The organism is Amorphus orientalis (assembly GCF_030814015.1).
Taxonomy (GTDB): Bacteria; Pseudomonadota; Alphaproteobacteria; order Rhizobiales; family Amorphaceae; genus Amorphus; species Amorphus orientalis.
Genome location: NZ_JAUSUL010000002.1, coordinates 104,110 through 125,618, shown reverse-complemented (window position 1 = coordinate 125,618; position 21,509 = coordinate 104,110). Strand labels below are relative to the sequence as shown.

Below are 21,509 nucleotides of genomic sequence, written 5' to 3'. Positions count from 1 at the left end.
CGGTTTCATTGATCCAGGATAAAGTCCGGCCCAATCGTTCCGGAAACGACGATCCGCGCTTCCGAGGCTGCCGCGCCCCCTCCCCGGCTTGTTCCGGGCCCGCCTTTCGTCTACTCCCTCCACAACGCACGAAGCCGCGTCCGCGCCGCTTCGCATGTCGTCGTTTCCCTTGTGCCGCCCAAAGCTTCAGATCGATGAGCCGAGACAAAGACAATCTGCCGAAGGCGCGGCTGCCGCGCGGCTTCGCCGACCGGTCCGCTTCCGAAATCAAGGCGGCCGAACAGGTCATGGCGAAGATCCGCGCCGTGTACGAACGCTACGGCTTCGAACCCGTCGAAACGCCGTTCGTCGAATATGCCGAGGCGCTCGGCAAGTTCCTGCCGGACCAGGACCGTCCGAACGAGGGCGTGTTCGCCTTCCAGGACGACGACGAGGACTGGCTGTCGCTGCGTTACGACCTGACCGCGCCGCTCGCCCGTCACGTGGCGGAGAACTACGAGCGGATCGTGAAGCCCTACCGCACTTACCGGGCGGGCTGGGTGTTCCGCAACGAGAAGCCCGGCCCCGGCCGGTTCCGCCAGTTCATGCAGTTCGATGCCGACACCGTGGGCGCGGCCTCGGTCGCCGCGGACGCTGAGATCTGCATGATGGCCGCCGACACCATGGAGGCGATCGGCATCCCGCGCGGCGACTACGTGATCCGCGTGAACAACCGCAAGGTGCTCGACGGGGTGATGGAGGCGGCCGGCCTCGGTGGCGACGGGCACGCCGGAACCCGGCTCTCGGTGCTGCGCGCCATCGACAAGCTCGACAAGTTCGGTCCCGACGGCGTCCGTCTGCTCCTCGGCAAGGGCCGCATGGACGAGAGCGGCGACTACACCAAGGGTGCCGGTCTCGACGCGGATACGGTCGCCAAGTTCATGACCTTCATCGACGCGGCCACCAGCGATCTGGGCGAGACCTTCTTCTCCGATCTCGAACAGACCACGCTGGGCGAGAGCGACAAGGGCAAGGAAGGCCTGGCCGAGCTCGCTGAAATCCGCGAAATGATCGACGGCGCCGGCTACGGCGAGCGGGTGAAGATCGACCCCTCCGTCGTGCGCGGGCTGGAATACTACACCGGCCCGGTGTTCGAGGCGGAGCTGACCTTCGAGATCACCGACGAGGACGGCCGCCCGGTGCGCTTCGGCTCGGTCGGCGGCGGCGGCCGCTATGACGGTCTCGTCGGGCGCTTCCGCGGCGAGGACATGCCGGCCACCGGCTTTTCCGTCGGCGTTTCGCGGTTGGTGGCCGCGCTGGCCGCCCGGGAAGGCGAACAGGACAAGCCCCTCGGCCCGGTCGTCATCATGGCGATGGACCGGGATCCCGCGGCCATGGGCGCCTATCAGCGCTTCGCCCGGGAGATCCGCGCCGGGCTGGCAAACGCCGGCCTCGATCTCGGCTGCGAGGTCTATCTCGGCTCCTCCGGCATGAAGGCGCAGATGAAATATGCCGACCGGCGCAACGCGCCCTGCGTCGTCATCCAGGGGTCGTCGGAACGCGAGACCGGCACGGTCCAGATCAAGGACCTGATCGAGGGCGCGCGCATCGCCAAGGGCGTGACCGACAACAAGACCTGGCGCGAGGAGCGCTTTGCCCAGACCAGCGTGGCGGAGAGCGAGATGGTCGCCACCGTGGTCGAGGTCGTCTCCCGCTATATCGGCACCGAGCGCTGAGGGGCACGATGGCTTCCGACCGACTGACCGCGCTGCGTGCCCTGCTCGCAGACACCGCCGACGAGATGGTCAATCCGTCGATCCTCCAGCCGGCCGAGGTGTTTCTCGATCTCGCCGGCGAGGACATCCGTCGCCGGCTGTTCATGACGACCAGCGCCTTCGGCGAAGACCTCTGCCTGCGCCCCGATTTCACCATTCCGGTCTGCCTCGCCCACCGCGCCACCGGCCGCAGCGAGCCCGTCACCTACGGCTATCTCGGCCCGGTCTTCCGCCAGCGCCGGTCCGGCTCGGCGGAGTTTCTTCAGGCCGGCGTGGAATGGATCGGCCACGCCGATACCGCGGCGACCGATGCCGCGGCCCTGTCGCGCGCGCTCCAGGCGGCGGCCGCCCTCGGCCTGACGCAGCCGCGGATCCGGGTCGGTGACGCCACGCTCTTCTCCGCACTGGTCGAGGCGCTGCCCCTGTCGCCGGCCTGGCGGCGGCGACTGATTGCATGGTTCGGGGAGCCCGAACGCCTCTCCGGCGCGCTGGCCAAGCTCGCTGGCGGCCAGGGCCTCGCCGGCACGACCGGTCCGACCGGACTGTCGCGTGCGCTGGCCGGCGTCGAACCGGAGGAAGCCCACCGCATCGTCGCCGACATGCTGGGTGCCGCGGGCCTGTCGCTTGCCGGCGGCCGCACCGCCGACGAGATCGCCGACCGGCTGCGCGACACCGGCACCCTTTCGGCCGGCGACACCGAGGCCCAGGCCGCGGCCGGCGTGCTGGAACGCTATCTGGCCATCAAGACACCTCTTCTGGAGGCGGAGCGCACCGTTCAGGCCTTCGCCGAGACCGAAGGGGTCGACATGTCGGAGGCCCTCGCCGGGTTCCGGGCGCGGGTGTCCGCGTTCGAGGCGGCCGGGGTGCCGCTTGCCGACACCGCGTTCGCAGCCGATTTCGGACGGCGTCTGGATTACTACACGGGCCTCGTCTTCGAGCTCTACGATCCCGCCCGGCCCGACACAGCCCAGACCATCGGCGGCGGTCGCTACGACAAACTGCTGTCGCTGCTCGGAGCGCCACAGCCGGTCCCGGCGATCGGCTTTTCCGTCTGGCTGGACCGGTTCGGCATCGAAACCGGCATCGGAGGCGCGGCATGAGTTCACTGGTCATCGCCATCCCGTCCAAGGGCCGGCTGGAGGAGAACGTCAGCGCCTTCTTCGACCGGGCCGGCCTCAAGATCCGCCGTGCCGCGGGCTCGCGCCGCTACCGGGCCGGGATCTCCGGCGTTGAGAATGCCGAGATCGCCTTCCTCTCGGCCTCCGAGATCGCCCGAGAAGTGACCTCCGGCAACGTCCATTTCGGCGTCACAGGGCTGGACCTGATCCACGAGACCGTTTCCGACGCCACCGAGCGCACGGAGGCCGTGCACCTCGTGACGCCGCTTGGCTTCGGCCAGGCCGACGTGGTCGTCGCCGTTCCGCAGGTCTGGATCGACGTGGAGACGATCGACGACCTTGCCGAGGTCGCGGAGGATTTCCGTGCGCGCCACGGACGCAGCATGCGGGTCGCCACGAAGTATGTGAACCTGGCCCGCCGCCACTTCGCCGAAGCCGGCATCGTCGACTACCGCATCGTGGAAAGCCTGGGCGCGACCGAAGGTGCCCCGGCGGCAGGTACGGCCGAAATCATCGTCGACATCACCACCACCGGCTCGACGCTTGCGGCGAACGCGCTGAAGGTGCTCGATGGCGGTCTCATCCTGTGTTCGGAGGCGCACCTTCTGGCCGCCCGGACCGCCGACTGGACGGAAGAGGCCCGCGCCGCCGCCACCACCGTACTCGACCGGATCGCGGCGGAGCTGCGCGCCCGTTCGGTGCGCGAGATCCGGGCCGTGGTTTCCGACCCGCTGCGCACGGGCGCCGAAGCGGCCAACCTGTTCGGCACCGTCGCCCCGTTCGGCTCCATTCCCTCGCCGATGACGCTGCATTGCCCTGCCGAGCAGGCCTACAGATGCGCCCAATGGCTGAAGGCGCAGGGCGCCGAAACGGTGACGATCTCGCGCGTGGACGACGTGTTCGAGCCGAACAATGCCCTCCTGTCCGCCTTCGAGGCGGCGATCGGGCCCGCGCGGGTCTGACTCCGATCCTCGCTGCGGACAGCCTGATCCGCCTCGCCTGACAAAGTCCCGTCTTTGCGAAAAAAGAGACCGCCTCCGGGGGGATGGAGGCGGTCTCGAGCAACGGGCCAAACCCGTCAGTCTCGCGCCGGACGACGAGGGGAAACGCGGGGGGCGTCCGGCACGCACCCTGAATTACGCGGCCAGCCCCGGCGTGGATCACCGGCCGCATCCCGTTTTCTCTTCGAACCCGGCCCCCTCACGTCGGCCGCCGGAAGGCCTGTCGTTCCGCTTCGACCTCCGCCCGCACACAGCACCCCTCAGCATGATCGTTCACGAGGCCGACCGCCTGCATGAAGGCGTAGAGCGTGGTCGGGCCGACGAAGGACCAGCCGCGCCGTTTCAGCTCCTTCGAGAGTGCCGTCGACCGTTCGGTCTGCGCCAGAGTGCGCAGGCTCTCCCAGTCGAGCCGGTCCGGACGCTCCGCGGCGAGCGGCTCGAAGCGCCAGAGGAAGGCCGCGAGCGACCCTTCCGCGTCGACCAGCTCCCGGGCGCGGCGGGCGTTGTTGATGGCGGATTCGATCTTGCGGCGATGACGAATGATGCCGGCGTCGCCCAGGAGCCGCTCGACATCCGCATCGCCGAAGGAAGCGACCGTCTCGAAATCGAACTCTGCGAACGCGGCCCGGAAATTCTCCCGCTTGCGGAGGATCGTCAGCCAGGACAGGCCCGACTGGAAGCCTTCCAGCACGATCTTCTCGAACAGGCGCCGGTCGTCGCCGACGGGCCGTCCCCACTCCTGGTCGTGATAGGCGAGATAGTCCGGCTGGTTGCCGTGCCACGGGCAGCGCAGCTTTCCGTCCGCCCCCTCGATCAGGCCGTCACTCATCGTTGCATCCTTCTGGAAGATCCTGGCGGGCCGCGCCGGCCCATCCTAAAAGCCCTGTGTAAGCCGCCTGCAACCCGATTTCGTCAGTGGCGGACAACCGGGCTGCCAGTCGGATCCGAAGCGAGCCGGGTTTACTGCCGCGCACGCTCAGGCTTGCGCCCAGGACGCCAGATTTGCGATTGTCAAATGTCAGGGAGCAAACGGACGATTGCAGATGCGCGCGAGCAGGCACGCAGCCAGTGTCAGCCGGATAGCAGCGGGCTTCGCGCTCGTGGCGCTGCTCACGTCCGCGCTTCCCGCGAAAGCCTCCGACGCTCTCGATCCCGGATCGCTGCGCGACGCCTTCTACAAGGTCGTCTTCGGCCTCGAATACGGCAGCCATCACGGCGACTCCCAGCGCGTGAAGAAATTCACCGGCCCCGTCCGCTTCCATGTGATCAACCGGGCCCGCCAGGATCAGACCGCTGCCGTTCACGCCTTCATCGCCGAGCTTCCCGGCAAGATCGACGGCCTCAAGGCGATGCTCGTGCGCGATCCGGCGACGGCGAACTTCGTGATCTATCTGGTCGACCGGAGCGACTTTGCCCACGTCGTCTCCACGGAGCTCAACACCGATGCCGTAGCGATGGGAGCGCGCTGCCTCGTCGGCGTTCAGACCCGCAGCGGCCGGATCATTTCCTCCACCGCCGTGATCGTCGCCGACGATCCCTACCTGTTCAAACGGTGCATGGTGGAGGAGATCCTCCAGGGGCTGGGGCCGATGAACGACAACGCGTCGCTGTCGCTCAGCGTGTTCAATGACACCTCCCGGCACACGACGTTCACCAGCTTCGATCAGGCGCTGCTGCGGCTGCTCTACCATCCTTCGATCCGGCCCGGCATGACCGGCCGCCAGGTGAATCAGGTTCTCCCCCGCGCCCTCGCAGATCTCGGCTATTATCAGTAGCCGAGAACGGCCAGCCAGACGCTGATCGACACCATCGAGGCGACCGTGGTCAGCGTGAGCGCATTCGCCGACAGGGCCTGTCCGGTGCCGATCCGATTGGCGATCAGGTAGGCGTTGACGCCCGTCGGACAGGCCGCGGAGATCGTCAGCACGGCGACATGAAAGTCCGGCAGCCCGACCACATAGGCCGCGATCAGATAGACGATCGCCGGAAACACCAGGATCTTGATCATGCCGATTGCGGCCGCCGGTACGATCGCCCCGCGGATGCCGTACTTCTTCAACCCCATGCCGAGAGACAACAGCGCCATCGGGATCGCGATATCAGCGATGCGCTCGATCAGGTCTGCCGGAAGCCCGGCAAACGGCAGACCGGAAACGTTGTAGGCGATGCCTGCCATCATTCCGATCAGCAGCGGGCTGAGCAGGAGCGTCAGCGCGACCCGCCTGGTCAGCATGAGCGGGCTGGTGGAGGCTGACCGCAGTCCGTCCTTCCGTTCCGCCCGTTCGGTCAGGATCTCGCTGGCGACGAGCATGATCGGCAGATGGACGGAAACCAGCACCAGGATATCGACGAGCCCCGCTTCGCCGAACGCCTGATCGATGACGGCAATGCCGAGAAGGACCAGGTTGGAATAGCCGGCCGCCATGCCGGCGACCACGCTGGACCGGGCGTCGCGCCCGAAGACGCGCCGGATGGTGATCGCCGCAATGGTCCAGATGATCGCGACGCCGGCGAAATAGGTCAGCCAGATAGGCCAGGGCGAGGTCTCCGGCCAGCCGAGCGTCGCAAGCGTCCGGAACAGGAGCAGCGGAAGACAGACCTTGAAGACGAACTCGGCCAGCGCATCGCCAACCGCGTCGCTGACCAGCCCGAAGCGGGCGACGAGGTAGCCGATGCCGATCAGTCCGAAGACGGGGAGGATGACGCCGATCAGCGTGTCAGTGGACATGCACCATCGGTGCTAGCGCAGCTGACCCCCGCTGCAAAGCCGCCACCACCGCGACCCTCCCCTGCACACCCGGCATGGCGCGGCCATCGGCCGAGCGGGCTTACCCGCCGGTGCCGATGGTAAACAGATGCGGCCCCTGCTGTTTCAGCCAGCGACAGGCCTCCGGGGTCTGCGGGGCGAGCTTCTCGGTCAGGCGCCAGAAGCGGTCGGAATGGTTGTGCTCGACGAGGTGGGCCACCTCGTGGGCCGCCACATAATCCAGCACGAAGGGGGGCGCCATGATCAGCCGCCAGGAAAACGAGAGCGCGCCCTTGTTGGTGCACGAGCCCCACTGGCTGCGCGTCTCCTTGACCTTGAGGCTGGTGACCGTCCGGTTCACGGCGGCGGCATGGCGCACCACGCTCGCCTCGAGATCGGCGCGCGCCATCCGCTTCAGCCCGTCCGTCACCCGGCGGGCGACATACTGCTCCTCGCCGGCCACGCACAGGAGCGGCTGTCCGTCGTCCTCATCGAGCCACATGGTGCCGCGCCTGCCCGGATGATGGTCGATCCTGTGCTCGACGCCGCGGACCGGCACGAAGGCACCGTCCTCGAACGGACGCGCCGGCGTCTGCCGGGACAGCTTGTCAGCGAGCCAGTCGGCATGGCCCCGCACGAAGCGCTCCAGCGCCGCGTCCGACATGCCCACAGGCGCGGTCACGACCGGTGCGCCCATGGACGGAATCCGCAATGTCGTCCGGCGCGCCCTGGCATGGCGGCGCACCGTCACGGCAACCGCTGTCCCATCCAGATCCAGATCGATTTCTCTCAGAGCGGGCGTCGCCCTCAAATTCCAACGCAATCCAAACCTCCCGAATCGGTAGCGTTGAAAGAACAGCATGCCGCGCCTTTACGAGTGACAAACAGACAAAAAAGAGGGCCGCACTGGGCGGCCCTTTAAACAAGTTGGAGGTCAGGAAATCCAGACGAGCCGGCGGAAAACCGGCTCGCAAAAGGTCTGATCAGACCCGGCCGGGAGCCGTCGCCGGATCGGTCTGCGGCTCCATCCGCGGCGAGGTATCGCCGTTGGTACGAGCCGACATGAACCGGTCGAACTCCTCCTGGTCCTTCGCACGGCGAAGGTTGCGCAGGAAGTCGTCGAACTCGGCGCGCATGGTGTCGAGCTTGCGGCGTTCCTCTTCGAGCCGCTTGAGCTCGCGCTCGCGGTACTCGTCGAAAGCCACGTTGCCGGTGCCGCCGACGCCGGCGGCGAAGGCGGTGTCCTTCATCTTGCGCATGTTCCGGGAGCATCCCTTGAAATGGCCGCGGGCATCATCCGCGACCCGGTGAAAATGATCGCCCCAGAGGATGTAAGCCAGCATCGCGAGGCCGAGCGGCCAGAACACGATGAAGCCGAGCACCATGAGGAAAACGGTCAACGGCGTCCACGCCGGCCGAAGAGCGAGAGTTGAGGTCATGGTCTGTCCCACTAAATCCATCGATGGATTTGAGGTGGGGACGGTTCGCGCTCTGTTCAAGAAAATTCGGACGCGCCCGCACAACCTGAACGGGCCGGCAACGGGACGCGCTACTGTGCGACCGCGCCGGTATCCATGGTTTCAAGCCGGAAAGCGGCCGCCATCAGGGCCTTGGTGTAGTCGGTCTGCGGGGCCTCGAAGATGCGTTCGGCCGGCCCGGCCTCCACCACCTTGCCCTGGCGCATGACGATCACGTCGTTGGCAAGCGCCCGCACCACCCTGAGGTCGTGGGAGATGAACAGATAGGCCAGGTTGTGGCGCTGCTGGAGATCGCGCAGCAGGTCGACGACCTGGGCCTGCACGCTCATGTCCAGCGCCGAGGTCGGCTCGTCGAGCATGAGGAACTTGGGCTCGAGGACAAGCGCGCGGGCAATCGCAATGCGCTGCCGCTGCCCGCCGGAGAATTCGTGGGGATAGCGGTGGCGCGTCGCGGCATCGAGGCCGACCTCGTCGAGCACCCGGATTACGCGCTCGACCCGCTCCCGCGCCGACAGGGCGGGGAAATGGATCTTGAGGCCCTCGGCGATGATGTCTTCCACCGACATGCGCGGACTGAGCGACCCGTAGGGGTCCTGAAAGACGATCTGCATGTCGCGCCTGAGCGGCCGCATCGATTTCCAGGAGTAGCCATCGATCTGGTTGCCCAGGAACACGATGCGGCCCTTCGACGAGATCAGCCGCAGGAGCGCAAAACCTAGCGTGGTCTTGCCGGAGCCGGATTCGCCGACCACGCCCAGCGTCTGGCCGGCCCGAACCGCCACGTCGGCGCCGTCGACCGCCTTCACGTAGCCCACCGTCTTACGCAGTAGCCCGCGCTTGATCGGGAACCAGACCTTGAGGTCGTCGGCCTCCACCACGGTCGGCGCGTCGCGATCGGTCCTGGTCGGCGCGCCCTTGGGTTCGGCCTCCATCAGGTGCTTCGTGTAGGGGTGCTGCGGTCGGTCGAGGATCTCGGTGACAGGTCCTTCCTCCACCAGGTCGCCCTTGGTCATCACGCAGACCCGGTCGGCGATGCGGCGCACCGTGTTGAGGTCGTGGGTGATGAACAGCATCGCCATGCCGAGCCGGTTCTGAAGGTCCTTCAGGAGCTCCAGGATCTGCGCGGCGACAGTGACGTCGAGGGCGGTGGTCGGCTCGTCGGCGATGAGCAGATCCGGCTCGTTGGCGAGCGCCATGGCGATCATGACGCGCTGGCGCTGGCCGCCGGAGAGCTGATGCGGATAGCTTTTCAGCCGGGTCTCGGGATCGGGAATACCCACCGCATGGAGAAGCTCCAGCGTGCGTTCCCGCCCGGCCGCATCCGACAGCCCCTTGTGGACCCGGAGGATCTCGCTGATCTGTCGCCCCACCTCGTGCAGCGGGTTGAGCGAGGTCATCGGCTCCTGGAAGACCATGGCGATGTCGTTGCCGCGCAGGCCCCGCATCTCGCGCTCGGAGGCCTTCAGCAGGTCGCGGCCGCGGAACAGGATCTCGCCGGAGGGATGGAACGCCGTCGGATACGGCAGGAGCCGGACCACGGACAGGGCCGTGATCGACTTGCCGGAACCGGACTCGCCGACGATCGCGACGGTCTCGCCCTTCTTCACCGAGAGCGTGACGCCGTTGAGCGCGGCGACAGGCTCCCCCTCCTCCTGGCGGAAGGAGACGGCGAGATCCTTGATCTGAAGCAGCTCTTCGTGACCGGTCATCGGCTTCCTCACACGAACGTCTTGCGCGGATCGAACGCGTCGCGCACGGCCTCGCCGATGAAGATCAGCAGCGACAGCATGATGGAGATCACGAGGAAGCCCGTGATGCCCAGCCAGGGCGCCTGCAGGTTGTTCTTGCCCTGGGCGAGCAGCTCGCCGAGCGACGGCGAGCCCGGCGGCAGACCGAAGCCCAGAAAGTCCAGCGAGGTCAGGGTCGTGATCGACCCGTTCAGGATGAACGGCATGAAGGTGAGCGTCGCCACCATCGCGTTGGGCAGCAGATGGCGCCACATGATCGTGCGGTTGCCCACGCCGAGCGCCTTGGCCGCGGTGACGTACTCGAAGTTTCGCGCACGCAGGAACTCCGCGCGCACCACGCCCACCAGCGCGACCCAGGAGAACAGGAGCAGGATTCCCAAGAGAACCCAGAAGCTTGGCGTGATGATCGAGGAAATGATCAGCAGCAGATAAAGCGCAGGGATCGAGGTCCATATCTCGATCACGCGCTGGAAGATGAGATCGGTCCAGCCACCGAAGTAGCCCTGCACCGCGCCGGCCCCGACGCCGACGATCGAGGACAGGATGGTCAGGACCAGACCGAACAGGACGGAGATCCGGAAGCCGTAGATCAGCCGGGCGGCGACGTCGCGGCCCTGATCGTCGGTGCCGAGCCAGTTCCAGTTCCACGGCGTGCAGTTGGGATCGGCGGCGCCGTCCATGTAGCCCTGGCAGCGCTCGGCGGCCGACAGCATCCAGGTCGGCGGAGAGGGTGCGGGCACCGGAAGCTCGTTGTTGACCGTCGCGTAGGAATAGCGGATCGGCGGCCAGATCATCCAGCCGTTGGCCTGGATCTCCTCCTGGATGAACGGGTCGCGATAGTCGGTCACCGCAAGGAAGCCGCCGAACCGCTCCTCCGGATAGTCGACGAAGACCGGCGACAGCAGCTCGCCCTGATAGGAGATCAGGAGCGGCCGGTCGTTGGCCAGGAACTCCGCGAACAGGGTCAGGACGAACAGGACCAGGAAGATCCAGAGCGACCAGTAGCCCCGCCTGTGGCCGCGGAAGTTGCGCCAGCGCCGCCGGTTCAGGGGCGACAGATTGAGCACGCCCCTACCCGTGGCCGGCGCGGACGTCACCGGGGCCGTCTCCTCGTTGGATGGATCGACGCGTGCCTCCACCGGGTCAGACCTCCCGGCTCTCGAAGTCGATCCGCGGATCGACCCACATATAGGTCAGATCCGTGATCAGGTTCACGAACAGGCCCACCAGCGAGAAGATGTAGAGGGTCGCGAAGACCACGGCGTAGTCGCGGTTGATGATGGATTCGAAGCCGAGCAGGCCGAGCCCGTCGAGGGAGAAGATGGTCTCGATCAGCAGAGAGCCCGTGAAGAAGGCGGAGATGAACGCGCCCGGAAAGCCGGCGATGATGATCAGCATGGCGTTGCGGAAGATATGCCCGTAGAGCACCTGCCGGTCGGTCAGACCCTTCATCCGGGCCGTCATGACGTACTGCTTGCGGATCTCTTCCAGGAAGGAGTTCTTCGTCAGAAGCGTCGTCGTGGCGAACGCCGACAGCGACATGGCGATGATCGGCAGGGTCAGGTGCCAGAAATAGTCCGGAATGACGACGGTGACACAGCGCTGGGCGTCGAAGGCGTTGCTCCATGGCGCGCAGGTGATCCCGCGCACCCCTTCCGACAAGAGCCCCCGTAACGGAAACCAGTCATAGAAGGACCCGCCGGCGAACAGGACGATCAGCAGCACGGCGAACAAGAAGCCCGGGATCGCGTAGCCGACGATGATGACGCCGGAGGTCCAAACGTCGAAGCGCGAGCCGTCGCGCACCGCCTTGGAAATGCCGAGCGGGATGGAGATGCCGTAGGAAATCAGGGTCATCCACAGCCCGAGGGAGATGGAGACCGGAAGCTTCTCCGCGATCAGTTCCAGAACGCCGATGTCGCGGAAATAGCTCTCCCCGAAATCGAAGCGGATATAGTTCCAGATCATCAGCAGGAAGCGCTCGACGGGTGGCTTGTCGAAGCCGAACTGCTGCTCCAGCTCGAGAATGAACTCCGGATCGAGGCCCTGAGCGCCGCGATAGCGCGAGGTCACGCTGTCGGATGCTCCGGAACTCGACGCGCCCGGTTCCGAGCCACCGCCGAAATCGCCGCCTCCCCCGGAGATGCGGGCGGTGGCGGACACGTCCATTCCCTGGAGCTGGGCGATGACGCGTTCGACCGGGCCGCCGGGCGCGAACTGCACAACCAGGAACGAGATCAGCATGATCCCGAGCAGGGTCGGAACGATCAGCAGCAGTCGCCGAACGATGTAGGAGGCCATGCAGCGCTGTTCCTATCCGTCGCGTCCGAGGGCGGCCGCCTTGTCGGCATCCCACCACCAGGTGGCGGCCACCGGGAAGGCGTAGTGCGGCGTCTTCTCCGGGTAACCGAACAGATCCCAGTACGCCACCCGGTGGGTGGCGCTGTACCAGTTCGGCACCCAGTAGAACCCGACGCGCAGAACACGGTCGAGGGCACGGGCGGCCGTCACCATGTCCTCGCGGGTCGGAGCATTGACGAGTTTCGCCACCAGCGCATCGATCGCCGGATTGCGGATACCGGACAGGTTGGACGACCCGTCGGTGTCGGCCGCCTCCGACGTCCAGAACTCCCGGATGCCTTCGCCGGGCGTCGCGCTCAGGGCAAAGCGCCGCCCCACCATGTCGAAATCGAACCCGTTCAGGCGCGACTGGAACTGGGCGGGATCGACCAGCCGGAAATTCATCTGGATGCCGAGACGCTCCAGATTGCGCGCATAGGGCTGCACGATCCGCTCGAAGCTGGGACTGTTGCCCAGAAGCTCGATGGTGAACGGGTTGCCGTCCGCGTCGACGAGATTGCGGCCGTCGCGCTGCCAGCCCGCCTGCATCAGCAGGTCATTGGCCTCGCGCAGCAGGGTGCGGTCCGACCCTGAACCGTCGGAAACCGGGGGCGTCCAGGCCTCACCGAACGCGGCCTCCGGGATCTGGTCGCGCAAAGGCTCCATGAGCGCGAGCTCCGCCTCGCTCGGCATCCCCTCCGCCATCATGTCGGAGTTCTCGAAGAACGAGGCAACCCGCTCGTAGAGGCCGTAGAACAGGTTCTCGTTGGTCCACTGGAAATCGAAAGCGAGCCCCAGCGCCTGCCGGGTGCGCGGATCGGCGAATTTCTTGCGGCGGGTGTTGATGAACCAACCCTGGGCGCCCGACGGACGATTGTCGGGGAACTCGTTCTTGATGACCTCGCCGTCGCGCACCGCCGGAAAATCGTAGGCCGTGACCCAGTTCTTGGAGATCGATTCCTCGCGGAAGGTCAGCGTCCCGTTGGTCAGCGCCTGGAACGCGATCTGGCGATCCCGGAAGAATTCCACGCGGACGATATCGAAATTGTGCTGCCCGCGGGACACCGGCAGATCGGCCGCCCACCAGTCGGCAACGCGCTCATAATTCACGTAGCGGCCGGTCTCGTGCTCGCCGACCCTGTAAGGGCCGGACGACAGCGGCGGCTCAAGGCTGGAGCGCTGGAAGTCGTTCTCGGTGTAGTAGGCCTTCGACAGGATCGGCATGGTCGCGATCGTCGGCGGCAGGCGGTTGCTGGCCTCCGGCTTGAGCACCACGACGACGGTTTCCGCATCCTCCACCTCGGCTCGCTCCATCCAGCTCAGCACCTGGCGCAGCGAGGGATGTCCCTCGTCACGAAGCGTCTGAAGGGAAAAGGCGACGTCCTCGGCCGTGAGCGGGGAGCCGTCGTGAAACCGTGCTTCGGGCCTGAGGTGAAAGGAGAAGGTCTTCTCGTCGTCGGAGACCGAAACGGTGTCGGCCACCAGCCCGTAGACGGCGTCAGGCTCGTCGAGCTGGCGCACCATCAGCGTGTCGAAGCACATCTCCATCATCGGCGGCGCGTCGCCGGCCAGGATGAACGTGTTGAAGGTGTTGTAGGTGAGCGGGTTCTGATTGAAGCCCCACTGGGAGGGCAGGATGCGCAGCGTTCCGCCCTTCGGCGCGTCCGGATCCACGTAGGGAAACTGCGAAAAATCCGGCGGCAGGGCGAGATCGCCGAAAACCGACAGGCCGTGACGGCCGGCGCCGCCGGCCGGTGCGGAGGCTTGCTGGGCGGCGGCGAGCCTGAACGGCAGCGCCGACGCCCCGAACGCGAAGGCGCCGAGCGCACCGATTTTCAGTGCGCCGCGGCGGGAGACGGGAAGCGAGCGGCGGACGCTCAATTCTTTTCCCTCGCGATTCGGGCGGCCTTCTCCTCGTCATACCACCAGATCGTCGGGAAACCGGGGGTGAACTTCGGCAGCGTCTCGGGATGGTCGATCCGATCCCAGTAGACGATGCGGTCGTTCGGCGCCCGGAATTGGGGCACGACATACTCGTTGTGGAGCAGCACCCGGTCGAGCGCGTGGGTTGCGGCGACCAGCGTCTCGCGGTCGTCGGCGAAGACGATGCGCTGGATCAGGGCGTCGATGGCCGGATTCTTGATGCCGGCATAGTTCTGGGAGCCCGGCCGGTCGGCCGCCTCGGAGCCCCAGTACTCGTTCTGCTCGTTGCCCGGCGACAGCGACTGTCCCCAGACGAAGATCGCGATGTCGAAGTCGCGGGCCCGAACCCGGCGCACGTACTGGGAGCTGTCGACCGTCCTCAGCTGAACGCCGATGCCGAGCTTCTCCAGATCCGCCTTGTAGGCGAGTGCACCGCGCTCGGCGCCGGGCGACGACAGCAGGATCTCCACCTGGAGCGGCTCGCCCGTCTCCGTATCGGTCAGCTTGCCGTTGCGCAGTTCGTAGCCCGCTTCCTTGAGAAGCCGCGAGGCCTCGCGCAGGTTGGCCCGCAACGCCTGGGGCGATCCGCCGACCGGAAGGTCGTAAGGCTCGGTGAAGACGGTCTGGGGAATTCCCTCCCCGTCGACTTCCTCCTCGACGCTCTTCAGGATCTCCAGCTCCTCGCCTTCCGGCAGGCCGGAGGCGGCGAGATCGGTTCCGGCGAAGTAGGAATCGATCCGCTCGTTGAGGCCGTAGGAGAGCCGCTCGTTGGAGCTTTCGAAGTCATAGGCGAGGTTGAAGGCGCGGCGCAGCCGAGGATCCTGGAACTTCTCCCGGCGCAGGTTGAACGTGTAGCCCTGCATGCGCCCGGACCCGACGTCGGGAAATTCGAGCTTCTTCACCCAGCCCTTGTCGATGGCCGGGAAATCGTACTGGGTGGCCCAGCGGTTGGCCGAAAGCTCCTGATACCAGTCGTATTCGTCGGCCTTGAACGCCTGACGGGCCACGTCCGCGTCGCGGTAATACTCGTAGCGGATCTCGTCGAAATTGTTGGTTCCGAGCTTGGTCGGCAGATCCTTGCCCCAATAGTCGTCGACGCGTTCGTAGGTGATCGAGCGTCCGGGAACGACCGAGCCGATGCGGTACGGGCCGGAGCCGAGCGGCGCCTCCACCGTCGAAGCGGTGATGTCGCGGCCTTCTGCCGTCCAGTAATGTTTCGGCAGGATCGGCAACTGGCCGACGATGTGGGGAAGCTCGCGGTTGCCGGCCTGGTCGAACGTGAAGGTGACCTCGCGCTCGCCGGTCACTTCGGCCTTTTCCACATGGCGGTAGTAGAAGGCCTGACCGGGATTGTTCTCCGTCAGCACCTCGAACGACCACACCACGTCGTCCGGCGTGATCGGCTCGCCGTCGTGCCAGCGCGCACCTTCGCGCAGGCGGTACTTCACCCAGGAGGCATCCTTCGGATACTGCACCGCTTCGGCCAGAAGGCCGTAGTCGGCGGAAATATCCAGCTCGTCGTAGGCCGGCTCCATCAGCGTATCGTAGATGAGACCGAGGCCGAGTGCCGGATCGCCCTTGCGCGGCACGAAATTGAGGTTGTCGAACGAGCCGACGCTGTGAAGCCGGATCGTCCCCCCTTTCGGCGCGTCGGGGTTCACGTAGTCGAAGTGGTCAAAGCCTTCGGAGTATTTCGGCTGCCCGGTCAGCGCCGAGGCATGGCGCCACTGGGGCTCCTGGGCGAGGACCGGCGCGGTCGTCGCTGCCGCTGCTGCGGTCAAGAACGCGGCCACACCGAGCGGAAAAATACGCATCATCAGGCGACATCCCTTTCACGGACTCACCATCCATATTAGGGAGCCGGCCCCCTCGACGACACCGCAGATCGAGGCAATGACCAAAATTTAATGCCCGGTCGCGGGCGACCGGGCATCGAATTCGAACAACTCGTCGTGAAGGCGCTGTCGCCCTACTGGCTGGACGACGAATCGCCGCCCGGCAGCGGAGCCGGCGTGTCGGCCAGCGACCGGAGATAGGCGACCAGCTCGGCGCGGTCCTCTTCGCTCTTCACGCCCGCGAACGCCATCTTCGTCCCCGGAACGACGTCCATCGGCGCTTCGAGATACTGATTGAGAAGAGCGTAGGTCCAGGTCTTGTCCTTGCCCCACTCCTGCATCGCGGAGGAGTAGCTGTAATCTTCCTTGTGCAGGACCGGCGCGTCGACGATGCCCCAGAGATTCGGGCCGACCTTGTTCGGGCCACCCTTGTCGAAGGAGTGGCAGGCCTGACAGACGCGCGCCTGGCGCTTGCCGTCATCCGGCGTCGCCGCCGCGACCATCTGCACGAAGCCGTCACCACCGCCGGACGCATCGCCCGAGCCGGACGCGGACGCCTGAGCCGTGTCGGTGGACGCCGCATCGGAGGAACCGGACGCCGCGGCGTCAGAGGAGCCGGACGACGCGTCACCGGAGGCAGCGGCATCACCGGAGCCCGAGGCATCGCCGGAGCCAGAAGCAGCCGCGGTCTGCGTGTCGCCCGACCCGTCGGAACCACCGCTGGCAGCACCACCGCTCGCATCGGTCGCGGTCCCGGTGTCGGCAGACGCCGTCTGCTCTTCCACCGCCGGCAGCGCCACCGGATTGTCGGAGAGCGAACGGAGATAGACGATGACGTCGGCACGCTTCTCGTCGTTGCTGATGCCGGCGAAGCTCATCGCGGTGCCGGGAACGGTGCCGCGCGGATCCTTCAGGAAGGCGTCGAGGTTGGCGAACGTCCAGGTCTTGTCCGCGCCCCACTCCTTCATGCCGGCCGAGTAGTTGAAGTCGGCGTGGCCGAGCACGTCGCTGCCGACCACGTTCCACAGGTTCGGACCGACCTTGTTGGCCCCGCCCTGCTCGAAGGTGTGGCAGGCCTGACACGCCCTGACGCCGTTCTCGCCGGCCGAAGCGCTCGCGTTGGCCAGCAGAACCGGCAGCGGCGTCTCCTTCGGAGCGGCAGGCGCGTCGCCGCTGTTTTCCATCTCGGGAATCGCGATCTCATAGCCGGGCGTCTCCGGCGGATGGTTCGCGAAGATCGCATCGGACAGCACACCGACCGCCATCGCGAACAGCAGGGTGCCGAGCACCGCACCAGCGATCTTGTTAAATTCGAACGAATCCATCCTTGTCCTCATCCTCGTCGCGGAGGGCCCGGGCGGCCGCCATCGCGGCCTTGAAGCCTGAATGCGCGCCGGACACTACCCGCTATAATAATTCTATGTCCACTCGTATAAAGCGCGACGCGCGATAGACAATCGCCGGGCCGCGCGCGCAATTGACGCGCCCTCGGCGGACCACCCCCTGAAAGACACCCCGGAGTCCGAATGTCCGCTGACACGCTCGTCGTCGTACCGGCCCGCCGCAAAGCCACGCGTTTGCCGGACAAGCCGCTCGCCATGATCGGCGACGCCCCGATGATCGTGCAGGTCTGGCGGCGCGCCCGCGAGGCCGACATCGGCCGCGTGATCGTCGCCTGCGACGACGCGGAAATCGCCGCAGTCGTCGAGGATGCGGGCGGCGAGGCGGTGCTGACCGCCGCGGATCACCCGTCCGGCTCCGACCGGGTGTTCGAGGCGGTCTGCCGAATCGATCCGGACGCGCGGATGGGCGCGGTCGTCAACGTTCAGGGCGACTTGCCGACGATCGCGCCGGAAACGGTGCGGGCCGCGCTCCGGCCGCTGAACGAGCCGGAGGTGGCGATCGCCACGCTCGCGGCGGAAATCACCGATGCGGACGAACGCGACAATCCCAATGTCGTGAAGGTGGTCGGCAGTCCCCTTGGTCCAGACCGGCTGCGGGCACTCTATTTCACCCGCGCCACCGCGCCGTGGGGTGATGGGCCGCTCTATCACCATATCGGGCTCTATGCCTTCCGCCGCGACGCTTTGAGCCGGTTCGTGGGGCTTCCGCCATCGCCTCTGGAAAAGCGGGAACGGCTGGAACAGCTGCGCGCCCTGGAGGCCGGCATGCGCATCGACGTGGCAGTGGTTGACGCGGTCCCCCTGGGGGTGGATACCCCCGCGGATCTGGAAAAGGCCCGCGCGCTCCTTTCCTGAGATCCTTTCCGTCCGCGCGCCGAACGAATGAGAATGACAAGCTCCACGCGCCCCCGCGTCGTGTTCCAGGGCGAACCCGGCGCCAACTCCCACATCGCGACCCACACGGTATTCCCCGAAGGCGAGGCCATTCCCTGCCCGACCTTCGAGGACTGCTTCGCCGCGCTCGCCACCGGGACGGCCGATCTCGGCATGATCCCGATCGAGAATTCCCAGAACGGGCGCGTGGCCGACATCCACCATCTCCTGCCGACCTCGCAGCTGCACATCATCGGCGAGTACTTCCAGCCGATCCACCATCAGCTTCTGGGCGTGCCGGGCGCGAAACTGTCGGACCTGAAGAAGGTGCAGAGCCACGTCCAGGCGCTCGGCCAGTGCCGCGCGACCCTGCACAGGCACGGCCTGCTGCCGGTGGTCGCCGCCGACACGGCCGGATCGGCGCGGGAGGTCGCGGAGGCCGGTGACAAGAGCTTCGGCGCGATCGCCTCGCGTCTCGCGGCCGAGATCTACGGGCTCGACATTCTCCTGGAGGACATCGAGGACGCCGACCACAACACCACGCGCTTCGTCATCCTGTCGCCGACGGAGGACAACGCGCCCAACGACGGCACGCCGGTGGTCACGTCGTTCCTCTACCGGGTGCGCAACGTCCCGGCCGCGCTCTACAAGGCGCTGGGCGGGTTCGCGACAAACAACGTCAACATGACGAAGCTGGAATCCTACCAGCTCGAGGGCGAGTTCTTCGCCAGCCAGTTTTATGTGGAAATCGAGGGGCACCCGGAGCAGCCGAACGTTCAGCTCGCCTTCGAGGAGCTCGCCTTCTTCTCCAGTGAGTTCCGCATTCTCGGCGTCTATCCGGCGGCCCCGTTCCGCGCGAACATCCGCGAGCCGGAGGAGAATCGCGCATTGCGCCCGGGCGCACGCCACCCCGCTTGACGGACCGGCGCCGAACGCGTCACCAATTTCCGCATCAAGACATGCGGAGCCGATACGATGGTGAACGACAGCGACGCGGAGAGCGCCGAAGCCGACGCCGCCGCCATTGGTGCGATCCTGCGAACCGTGGCGACGGCTTTTCGCAACCAGGACACGACGGGCCTCGCCGAGATCTATGCCGAGGACGCCGACTGGACGAATGCGTTCGGCACGACGCTGAAGGGCCGGCAGGCGATCGTCGACTATCTCGACGAGCTCTTCGCCCATCCGCGCTTCGGCCCGGGCAAGCCGAAAGGCCCACCGAACGCCGACGTCCGGGCGCTGGGCGCCGACGTGGTCGTGGCCCGAACCTATGTGGAGCTGGAAGGCCAGGAGACCCCGAGCGGGCATATTCCGATGAGACGGAATTTTTCGCTCAAGGTGATCGCCCGCGAGGCAGACGGGATCTGGCGCATCGTGTCCGACATCTACATGGATGCCCGCGACGAGGCGACGTTCCACGACGCCTGAGGTGTCAGGCGCCGTCCGCGAATGCCTTGATCAGGTGATAGGCGATCGCCATCGACGGCGGCACCATGAAGCCGTCCGGATGGGTGCGGGCCATCATCGCCGGCAGGTCCGACCGGTGAAACCAGCGCACGTCCTCCAGTTCCTCCACCTCGCGCACGAGATCGAAGGACCGGGCTTCCGCGAAGCAGCCGATCATCAGATTGGAGGGAAATGGCCAGGGCTGGCTCGCATGATAGGCCACGGCGCCCACCTCGATGCCCGCTTCCTCGCGGATTTCGCGGCGAACGGCGTTCTCCAGCGTCTCGCCCGGCTCGACGAAGCCGGCGAGGCAGGAATAGACGCCCTCCTGAAACCGGTACTGACGGCCGAGCACGCACCGGTCGCCGTCGATCGGCAGCATGATCACCACCGGATCGGTGCGCGGGAAATGGTGGGTCCCGCAGCTCGGGCAGTCCCGGCGATAGCCACCGAGTGCCGGCGCGCTCCGCGCCCCGCAGTTGGCGCAGAACCCGTGGCGCTGATGCCAGGACAGAAGGCTGCGCGCCTGGGCGAGCGCGCCGAGATCCGCAGCGCTCACCCGGGCCTCGCTGGCCAGCGTCCGCAGATCGACGACGTCCAGCGCGCCGGCCTCCTCAGGCAGGCGTCCCGACGCCGCGATGCGCGGCGCCCCATCCTCGAACCCGAGGAGCACGGCGCCGGCCAGGTCGGCATCGACGTCGCGAGCGACGCCGCGCTCGTGCGCCGCCCGCGCATCGGCGCCGGCCGTGATCAGAACCTTGTCGTCGGAAAACAGGAAGAAGCGGGCATCGGCCTGCTCCGCAAGTTTTTCCACAGATGGAAGATTTTCGCGCGCCTCGGCGATGCGATCGATGCGATTTCCCGCAAACCCGGTCTCTGCCGACGCTTCGAAAGGCGGAAAGATCGGATTTTTGGCGCGCTGCATCGTCGTCCTTGTCACCAGAGGCCGCCGGGCGGGAACCGGATCGCGCCCGGCCTGGGCGCGCCCATCGGCGAATCGGAAACCGGTTCATCCCGGCTCCCCCTTAACCGTGGCGACTGCGCCGGCCGCAATCAAGCCGGCGGGCGCGTACGGCGGTTCAGCTTTCCTGCAGGGCCTTGTCCAGCCGGGCCGTGAAGTCGGCGCTCTCCAGCCCGTCCCACGGCAGCGGCTGGGTCTTTCCCCACACCGGGCCGGGCCAGGCGGGATCGTCGGCGAAGCGGGCGATGACATGGATATGGAGCTGCGGGACCGCGTTGCCGAGGGCGGCCACGTTGAGCTTCTCCGCGTCGGTCTCCTGCCTGAGGATCCGCGAGACCAGCGCGATCTCCTCCATCAAGACGGCGCGATCGCCGGGATCGAGATCGATCAGTTCCACGCAGTCGGCGCGGCGCGGCACCAGGATCAGCCAAGGATAGGTGCGGTCGTTCATCAGCCGGACCGTGCACAGCTCCAGCTCGGTGACTTCCATCGTGTCGGCTGCAAGGCGCTCGTCGAGCGCGAAGGCGTGGGCCATGGACGGTCTCCCCAATTTCGCTGCCGGCTTCGGTGGACAATCGGGCGGACCGGCTTTGGAGGCGAAAATTCGCACGTCCTGCGGCCTTGCCAAAAGGGGGGCGACCTTTGATATAGAGAAGTCGGGAGGTTGGCAGTGGACGGGTCACTCGCCAACCGGGTCAGGTCCGGAAGGAAGCAGCCCTAACGAGCCAGGCACGGGTCACCGTGCCAGCCTCCCACCTTTCCGCTCGTAACGGGCGGAACGAAGGAGAAGCGGGCCGGGTCGCCTGCTTCCGCTCCCGCCAACGCGATCGATCACGACGTGCGCTTCGGATCCGCGGGTCCGACCGCCCCGTGATCCAGGGAA

19 protein-coding genes and 1 other RNA gene are annotated in these 21,509 nt (G+C 66.7%); 8 read left to right on the top strand and 12 right to left on the bottom strand.

All coding sequences use genetic code 11. From position 1 onward, the window contains the following. Window positions 1–194 precede the first annotated feature (194 nt). From hisS to hisG, 3 genes are read left to right on the top strand one after another with little or no spacing between them, the layout of a single operon-like run. The gene (hisS, locus tag J2S73_RS08405) at window positions 195–1,715 is read left to right on the top strand and encodes a histidine--tRNA ligase (protein WP_306885069.1); all 1,521 of its coding nucleotides are present in this window, start codon (window positions 195–197) and stop codon (window positions 1,713–1,715) included. Between the two features lie 8 nt (window positions 1,716–1,723). Next, on the top strand, window positions 1,724–2,854 hold the full coding sequence (locus J2S73_RS08400) for an ATP phosphoribosyltransferase regulatory subunit (protein WP_306885068.1): 1,131 nt from the start codon (window positions 1,724–1,726) through the stop codon (window positions 2,852–2,854). Then, window positions 2,851–3,834 (top strand): ATP phosphoribosyltransferase, encoded by a 984-nt coding sequence (gene hisG, locus J2S73_RS08395; protein ID WP_306885067.1) that lies wholly within the window; start codon window positions 2,851–2,853, stop codon window positions 3,832–3,834. Before J2S73_RS08400 ends, hisG begins: the two co-directional genes overlap by 4 nt. Window positions 3,835–4,072: 238 nt before the next feature. Here hisG and J2S73_RS08390 read toward each other — a convergent pair whose 3' ends face one another. Further along, a complete protein-coding gene (locus J2S73_RS08390) occupies window positions 4,073–4,702 on the bottom strand; it encodes a DNA-3-methyladenine glycosylase I (RefSeq protein WP_306885066.1) in 630 nt (209 codons plus the stop codon). 214 nt (window positions 4,703–4,916) lie between these two features. Between J2S73_RS08390 and J2S73_RS08385 the strand changes: the two genes are divergently transcribed. Continuing rightward, the gene (locus tag J2S73_RS08385; protein ID WP_306885065.1) at window positions 4,917–5,648 is read left to right on the top strand and encodes a DUF2927 domain-containing protein; all 732 of its coding nucleotides are present in this window, start codon (window positions 4,917–4,919) and stop codon (window positions 5,646–5,648) included. Here the strand turns inward: J2S73_RS08385 and J2S73_RS08380 are convergent. The 9 genes from J2S73_RS08380 to J2S73_RS08340 form a co-directional block, all read right to left on the bottom strand. Further along, window positions 5,642–6,601 (bottom strand): AEC family transporter, encoded by a 960-nt coding sequence (locus tag J2S73_RS08380; RefSeq protein WP_306885064.1) that lies wholly within the window; start codon window positions 6,599–6,601, stop codon window positions 5,642–5,644. The genes J2S73_RS08385 and J2S73_RS08380 overlap by 7 nt on opposite strands. Window positions 6,602–6,701: 100 nt before the next feature. Further along, a complete protein-coding gene (locus tag J2S73_RS08375) occupies window positions 6,702–7,481 on the bottom strand; it encodes a M48 family metallopeptidase (RefSeq protein ID WP_306885063.1) in 780 nt (259 codons plus the stop codon). A 121-nt stretch (window positions 7,482–7,602) separates the two neighbouring features. Further along, window positions 7,603–8,058: a DUF2852 domain-containing protein gene (locus J2S73_RS08370; protein WP_306885062.1), complete on the bottom strand. Its 456-nt coding sequence runs from the start codon at window positions 8,056–8,058 to the stop codon at window positions 7,603–7,605. Window positions 8,059–8,168: 110 nt separating this feature from the next. Next, on the bottom strand, window positions 8,169–9,806 hold the full coding sequence (locus J2S73_RS08365) for an ABC transporter ATP-binding protein (protein WP_306885061.1): 1,638 nt from the start codon (window positions 9,804–9,806) through the stop codon (window positions 8,169–8,171). 8 nt (window positions 9,807–9,814) lie between these two features. Beyond that, window positions 9,815–10,942 (bottom strand): ABC transporter permease, encoded by a 1,128-nt coding sequence (locus J2S73_RS08360; RefSeq protein ID WP_306885060.1) that lies wholly within the window; start codon window positions 10,940–10,942, stop codon window positions 9,815–9,817. 46 nt (window positions 10,943–10,988) lie between these two features. Beyond that, on the bottom strand, window positions 10,989–12,146 hold the full coding sequence (locus J2S73_RS08355) for a microcin C ABC transporter permease YejB (RefSeq protein WP_306885059.1): 1,158 nt from the start codon (window positions 12,144–12,146) through the stop codon (window positions 10,989–10,991). A 12-nt stretch (window positions 12,147–12,158) separates the two neighbouring features. Beyond that, a complete protein-coding gene (locus J2S73_RS08350) occupies window positions 12,159–14,066 on the bottom strand; it encodes an extracellular solute-binding protein (RefSeq protein WP_306885058.1) in 1,908 nt (635 codons plus the stop codon). After that, window positions 14,063–15,925, bottom strand: a complete 1,863-nt coding sequence (locus J2S73_RS08345; protein WP_306885057.1) for an extracellular solute-binding protein — start codon at window positions 15,923–15,925, stop codon at window positions 14,063–14,065. The genes J2S73_RS08350 and J2S73_RS08345 overlap by 4 nt, the downstream gene beginning before the upstream one ends. Before the next feature lie 152 nt (window positions 15,926–16,077). Further along, window positions 16,078–17,268, bottom strand: a complete 1,191-nt coding sequence (locus J2S73_RS08340) for a c-type cytochrome (protein ID WP_306885056.1) — start codon at window positions 17,266–17,268, stop codon at window positions 16,078–16,080. A gap of 201 nt (window positions 17,269–17,469) precedes the next feature. Here J2S73_RS08340 and J2S73_RS08335 point away from each other — a divergent pair, with 201 nt between their 5' ends. Genes J2S73_RS08335 through J2S73_RS08325 form a run of 3 tightly spaced genes read left to right on the top strand, consistent with a single transcriptional unit; the run spans window position 17,470 to window position 19,647 of the window. Then, a complete protein-coding gene (locus J2S73_RS08335) occupies window positions 17,470–18,201 on the top strand; it encodes a 3-deoxy-manno-octulosonate cytidylyltransferase (RefSeq protein WP_306885055.1) in 732 nt (243 codons plus the stop codon). A gap of 33 nt (window positions 18,202–18,234) precedes the next feature. Continuing rightward, window positions 18,235–19,137: a prephenate dehydratase gene (locus J2S73_RS08330; RefSeq protein WP_306885054.1), complete on the top strand. Its 903-nt coding sequence runs from the start codon at window positions 18,235–18,237 to the stop codon at window positions 19,135–19,137. A 57-nt stretch (window positions 19,138–19,194) separates the two neighbouring features. Then, complete coding sequence (locus J2S73_RS08325; RefSeq protein WP_306885053.1) at window positions 19,195–19,647, top strand: YybH family protein; 453 nt, start codon at window positions 19,195–19,197, stop codon at window positions 19,645–19,647. 4 nt (window positions 19,648–19,651) lie between these two features. Here J2S73_RS08325 and nudC read toward each other — a convergent pair whose 3' ends face one another. Together nudC and J2S73_RS08315 are read right to left on the bottom strand one after the other, a co-directional pair. Continuing rightward, window positions 19,652–20,590: an NAD(+) diphosphatase gene (gene nudC / locus J2S73_RS08320; protein WP_306885052.1), complete on the bottom strand. Its 939-nt coding sequence runs from the start codon at window positions 20,588–20,590 to the stop codon at window positions 19,652–19,654. A gap of 154 nt (window positions 20,591–20,744) precedes the next feature. After that, a complete protein-coding gene (locus J2S73_RS08315; RefSeq protein ID WP_306885051.1) occupies window positions 20,745–21,161 on the bottom strand; it encodes an HIT domain-containing protein in 417 nt (138 codons plus the stop codon). Between the two features lie 124 nt (window positions 21,162–21,285). Here J2S73_RS08315 and ffs point away from each other — a divergent pair. After that, window positions 21,286–21,382: signal recognition particle sRNA small type (ffs, locus tag J2S73_RS08310), an RNA gene on the top strand. Window positions 21,383–21,509: the final 127 nt, after the last annotated feature.

Excerpts from the sequence above, each read along its gene's own strand:
- J2S73_RS08325 (WP_306885053.1), top strand. The coding sequence starts at position 19,195 with ATGGTGAACGACAGCGACGCGGAGAGCGCCGAAGCCGACGCCGCCGCC.
- J2S73_RS08365 (WP_306885061.1), bottom strand. The coding sequence starts at position 9,806 with ATGACCGGTCACGAAGAGCTGCTTCAGATCAAGGATCTCGCCGTCTCC.
- J2S73_RS08340 (WP_306885056.1), bottom strand. The coding sequence starts at position 17,268 with ATGGATTCGTTCGAATTTAACAAGATCGCTGGTGCGGTGCTCGGCACC.
- J2S73_RS08330 (WP_306885054.1), top strand. The coding sequence starts at position 18,235 with ATGACAAGCTCCACGCGCCCCCGCGTCGTGTTCCAGGGCGAACCCGGC.
- J2S73_RS08380 (WP_306885064.1), bottom strand. The coding sequence starts at position 6,601 with ATGTCCACTGACACGCTGATCGGCGTCATCCTCCCCGTCTTCGGACTG.
- J2S73_RS08355 (WP_306885059.1), bottom strand. The coding sequence starts at position 12,146 with ATGGCCTCCTACATCGTTCGGCGACTGCTGCTGATCGTTCCGACCCTG.
- hisS (WP_306885069.1), top strand. The coding sequence starts at position 195 with ATGAGCCGAGACAAAGACAATCTGCCGAAGGCGCGGCTGCCGCGCGGC.
- J2S73_RS08400 (WP_306885068.1), top strand. The coding sequence starts at position 1,724 with ATGGCTTCCGACCGACTGACCGCGCTGCGTGCCCTGCTCGCAGACACC.
- J2S73_RS08335 (WP_306885055.1), top strand. The coding sequence starts at position 17,470 with ATGTCCGCTGACACGCTCGTCGTCGTACCGGCCCGCCGCAAAGCCACG.
- nudC (WP_306885052.1), bottom strand. The coding sequence starts at position 20,590 with ATGCAGCGCGCCAAAAATCCGATCTTTCCGCCTTTCGAAGCGTCGGCA.
- hisG (WP_306885067.1), top strand. The coding sequence starts at position 2,851 with ATGAGTTCACTGGTCATCGCCATCCCGTCCAAGGGCCGGCTGGAGGAG.
- J2S73_RS08390 (WP_306885066.1), bottom strand. The coding sequence starts at position 4,702 with ATGAGTGACGGCCTGATCGAGGGGGCGGACGGAAAGCTGCGCTGCCCG.
- J2S73_RS08315 (WP_306885051.1), bottom strand. The coding sequence starts at position 21,161 with ATGGCCCACGCCTTCGCGCTCGACGAGCGCCTTGCAGCCGACACGATG.
- J2S73_RS08345 (WP_306885057.1), bottom strand. The coding sequence starts at position 15,925 with ATGATGCGTATTTTTCCGCTCGGTGTGGCCGCGTTCTTGACCGCAGCA.
- J2S73_RS08375 (WP_306885063.1), bottom strand. The coding sequence starts at position 7,481 with ATGCTGTTCTTTCAACGCTACCGATTCGGGAGGTTTGGATTGCGTTGG.
- J2S73_RS08370 (WP_306885062.1), bottom strand. The coding sequence starts at position 8,058 with ATGACCTCAACTCTCGCTCTTCGGCCGGCGTGGACGCCGTTGACCGTT.
- J2S73_RS08385 (WP_306885065.1), top strand. The coding sequence starts at position 4,917 with ATGCGCGCGAGCAGGCACGCAGCCAGTGTCAGCCGGATAGCAGCGGGC.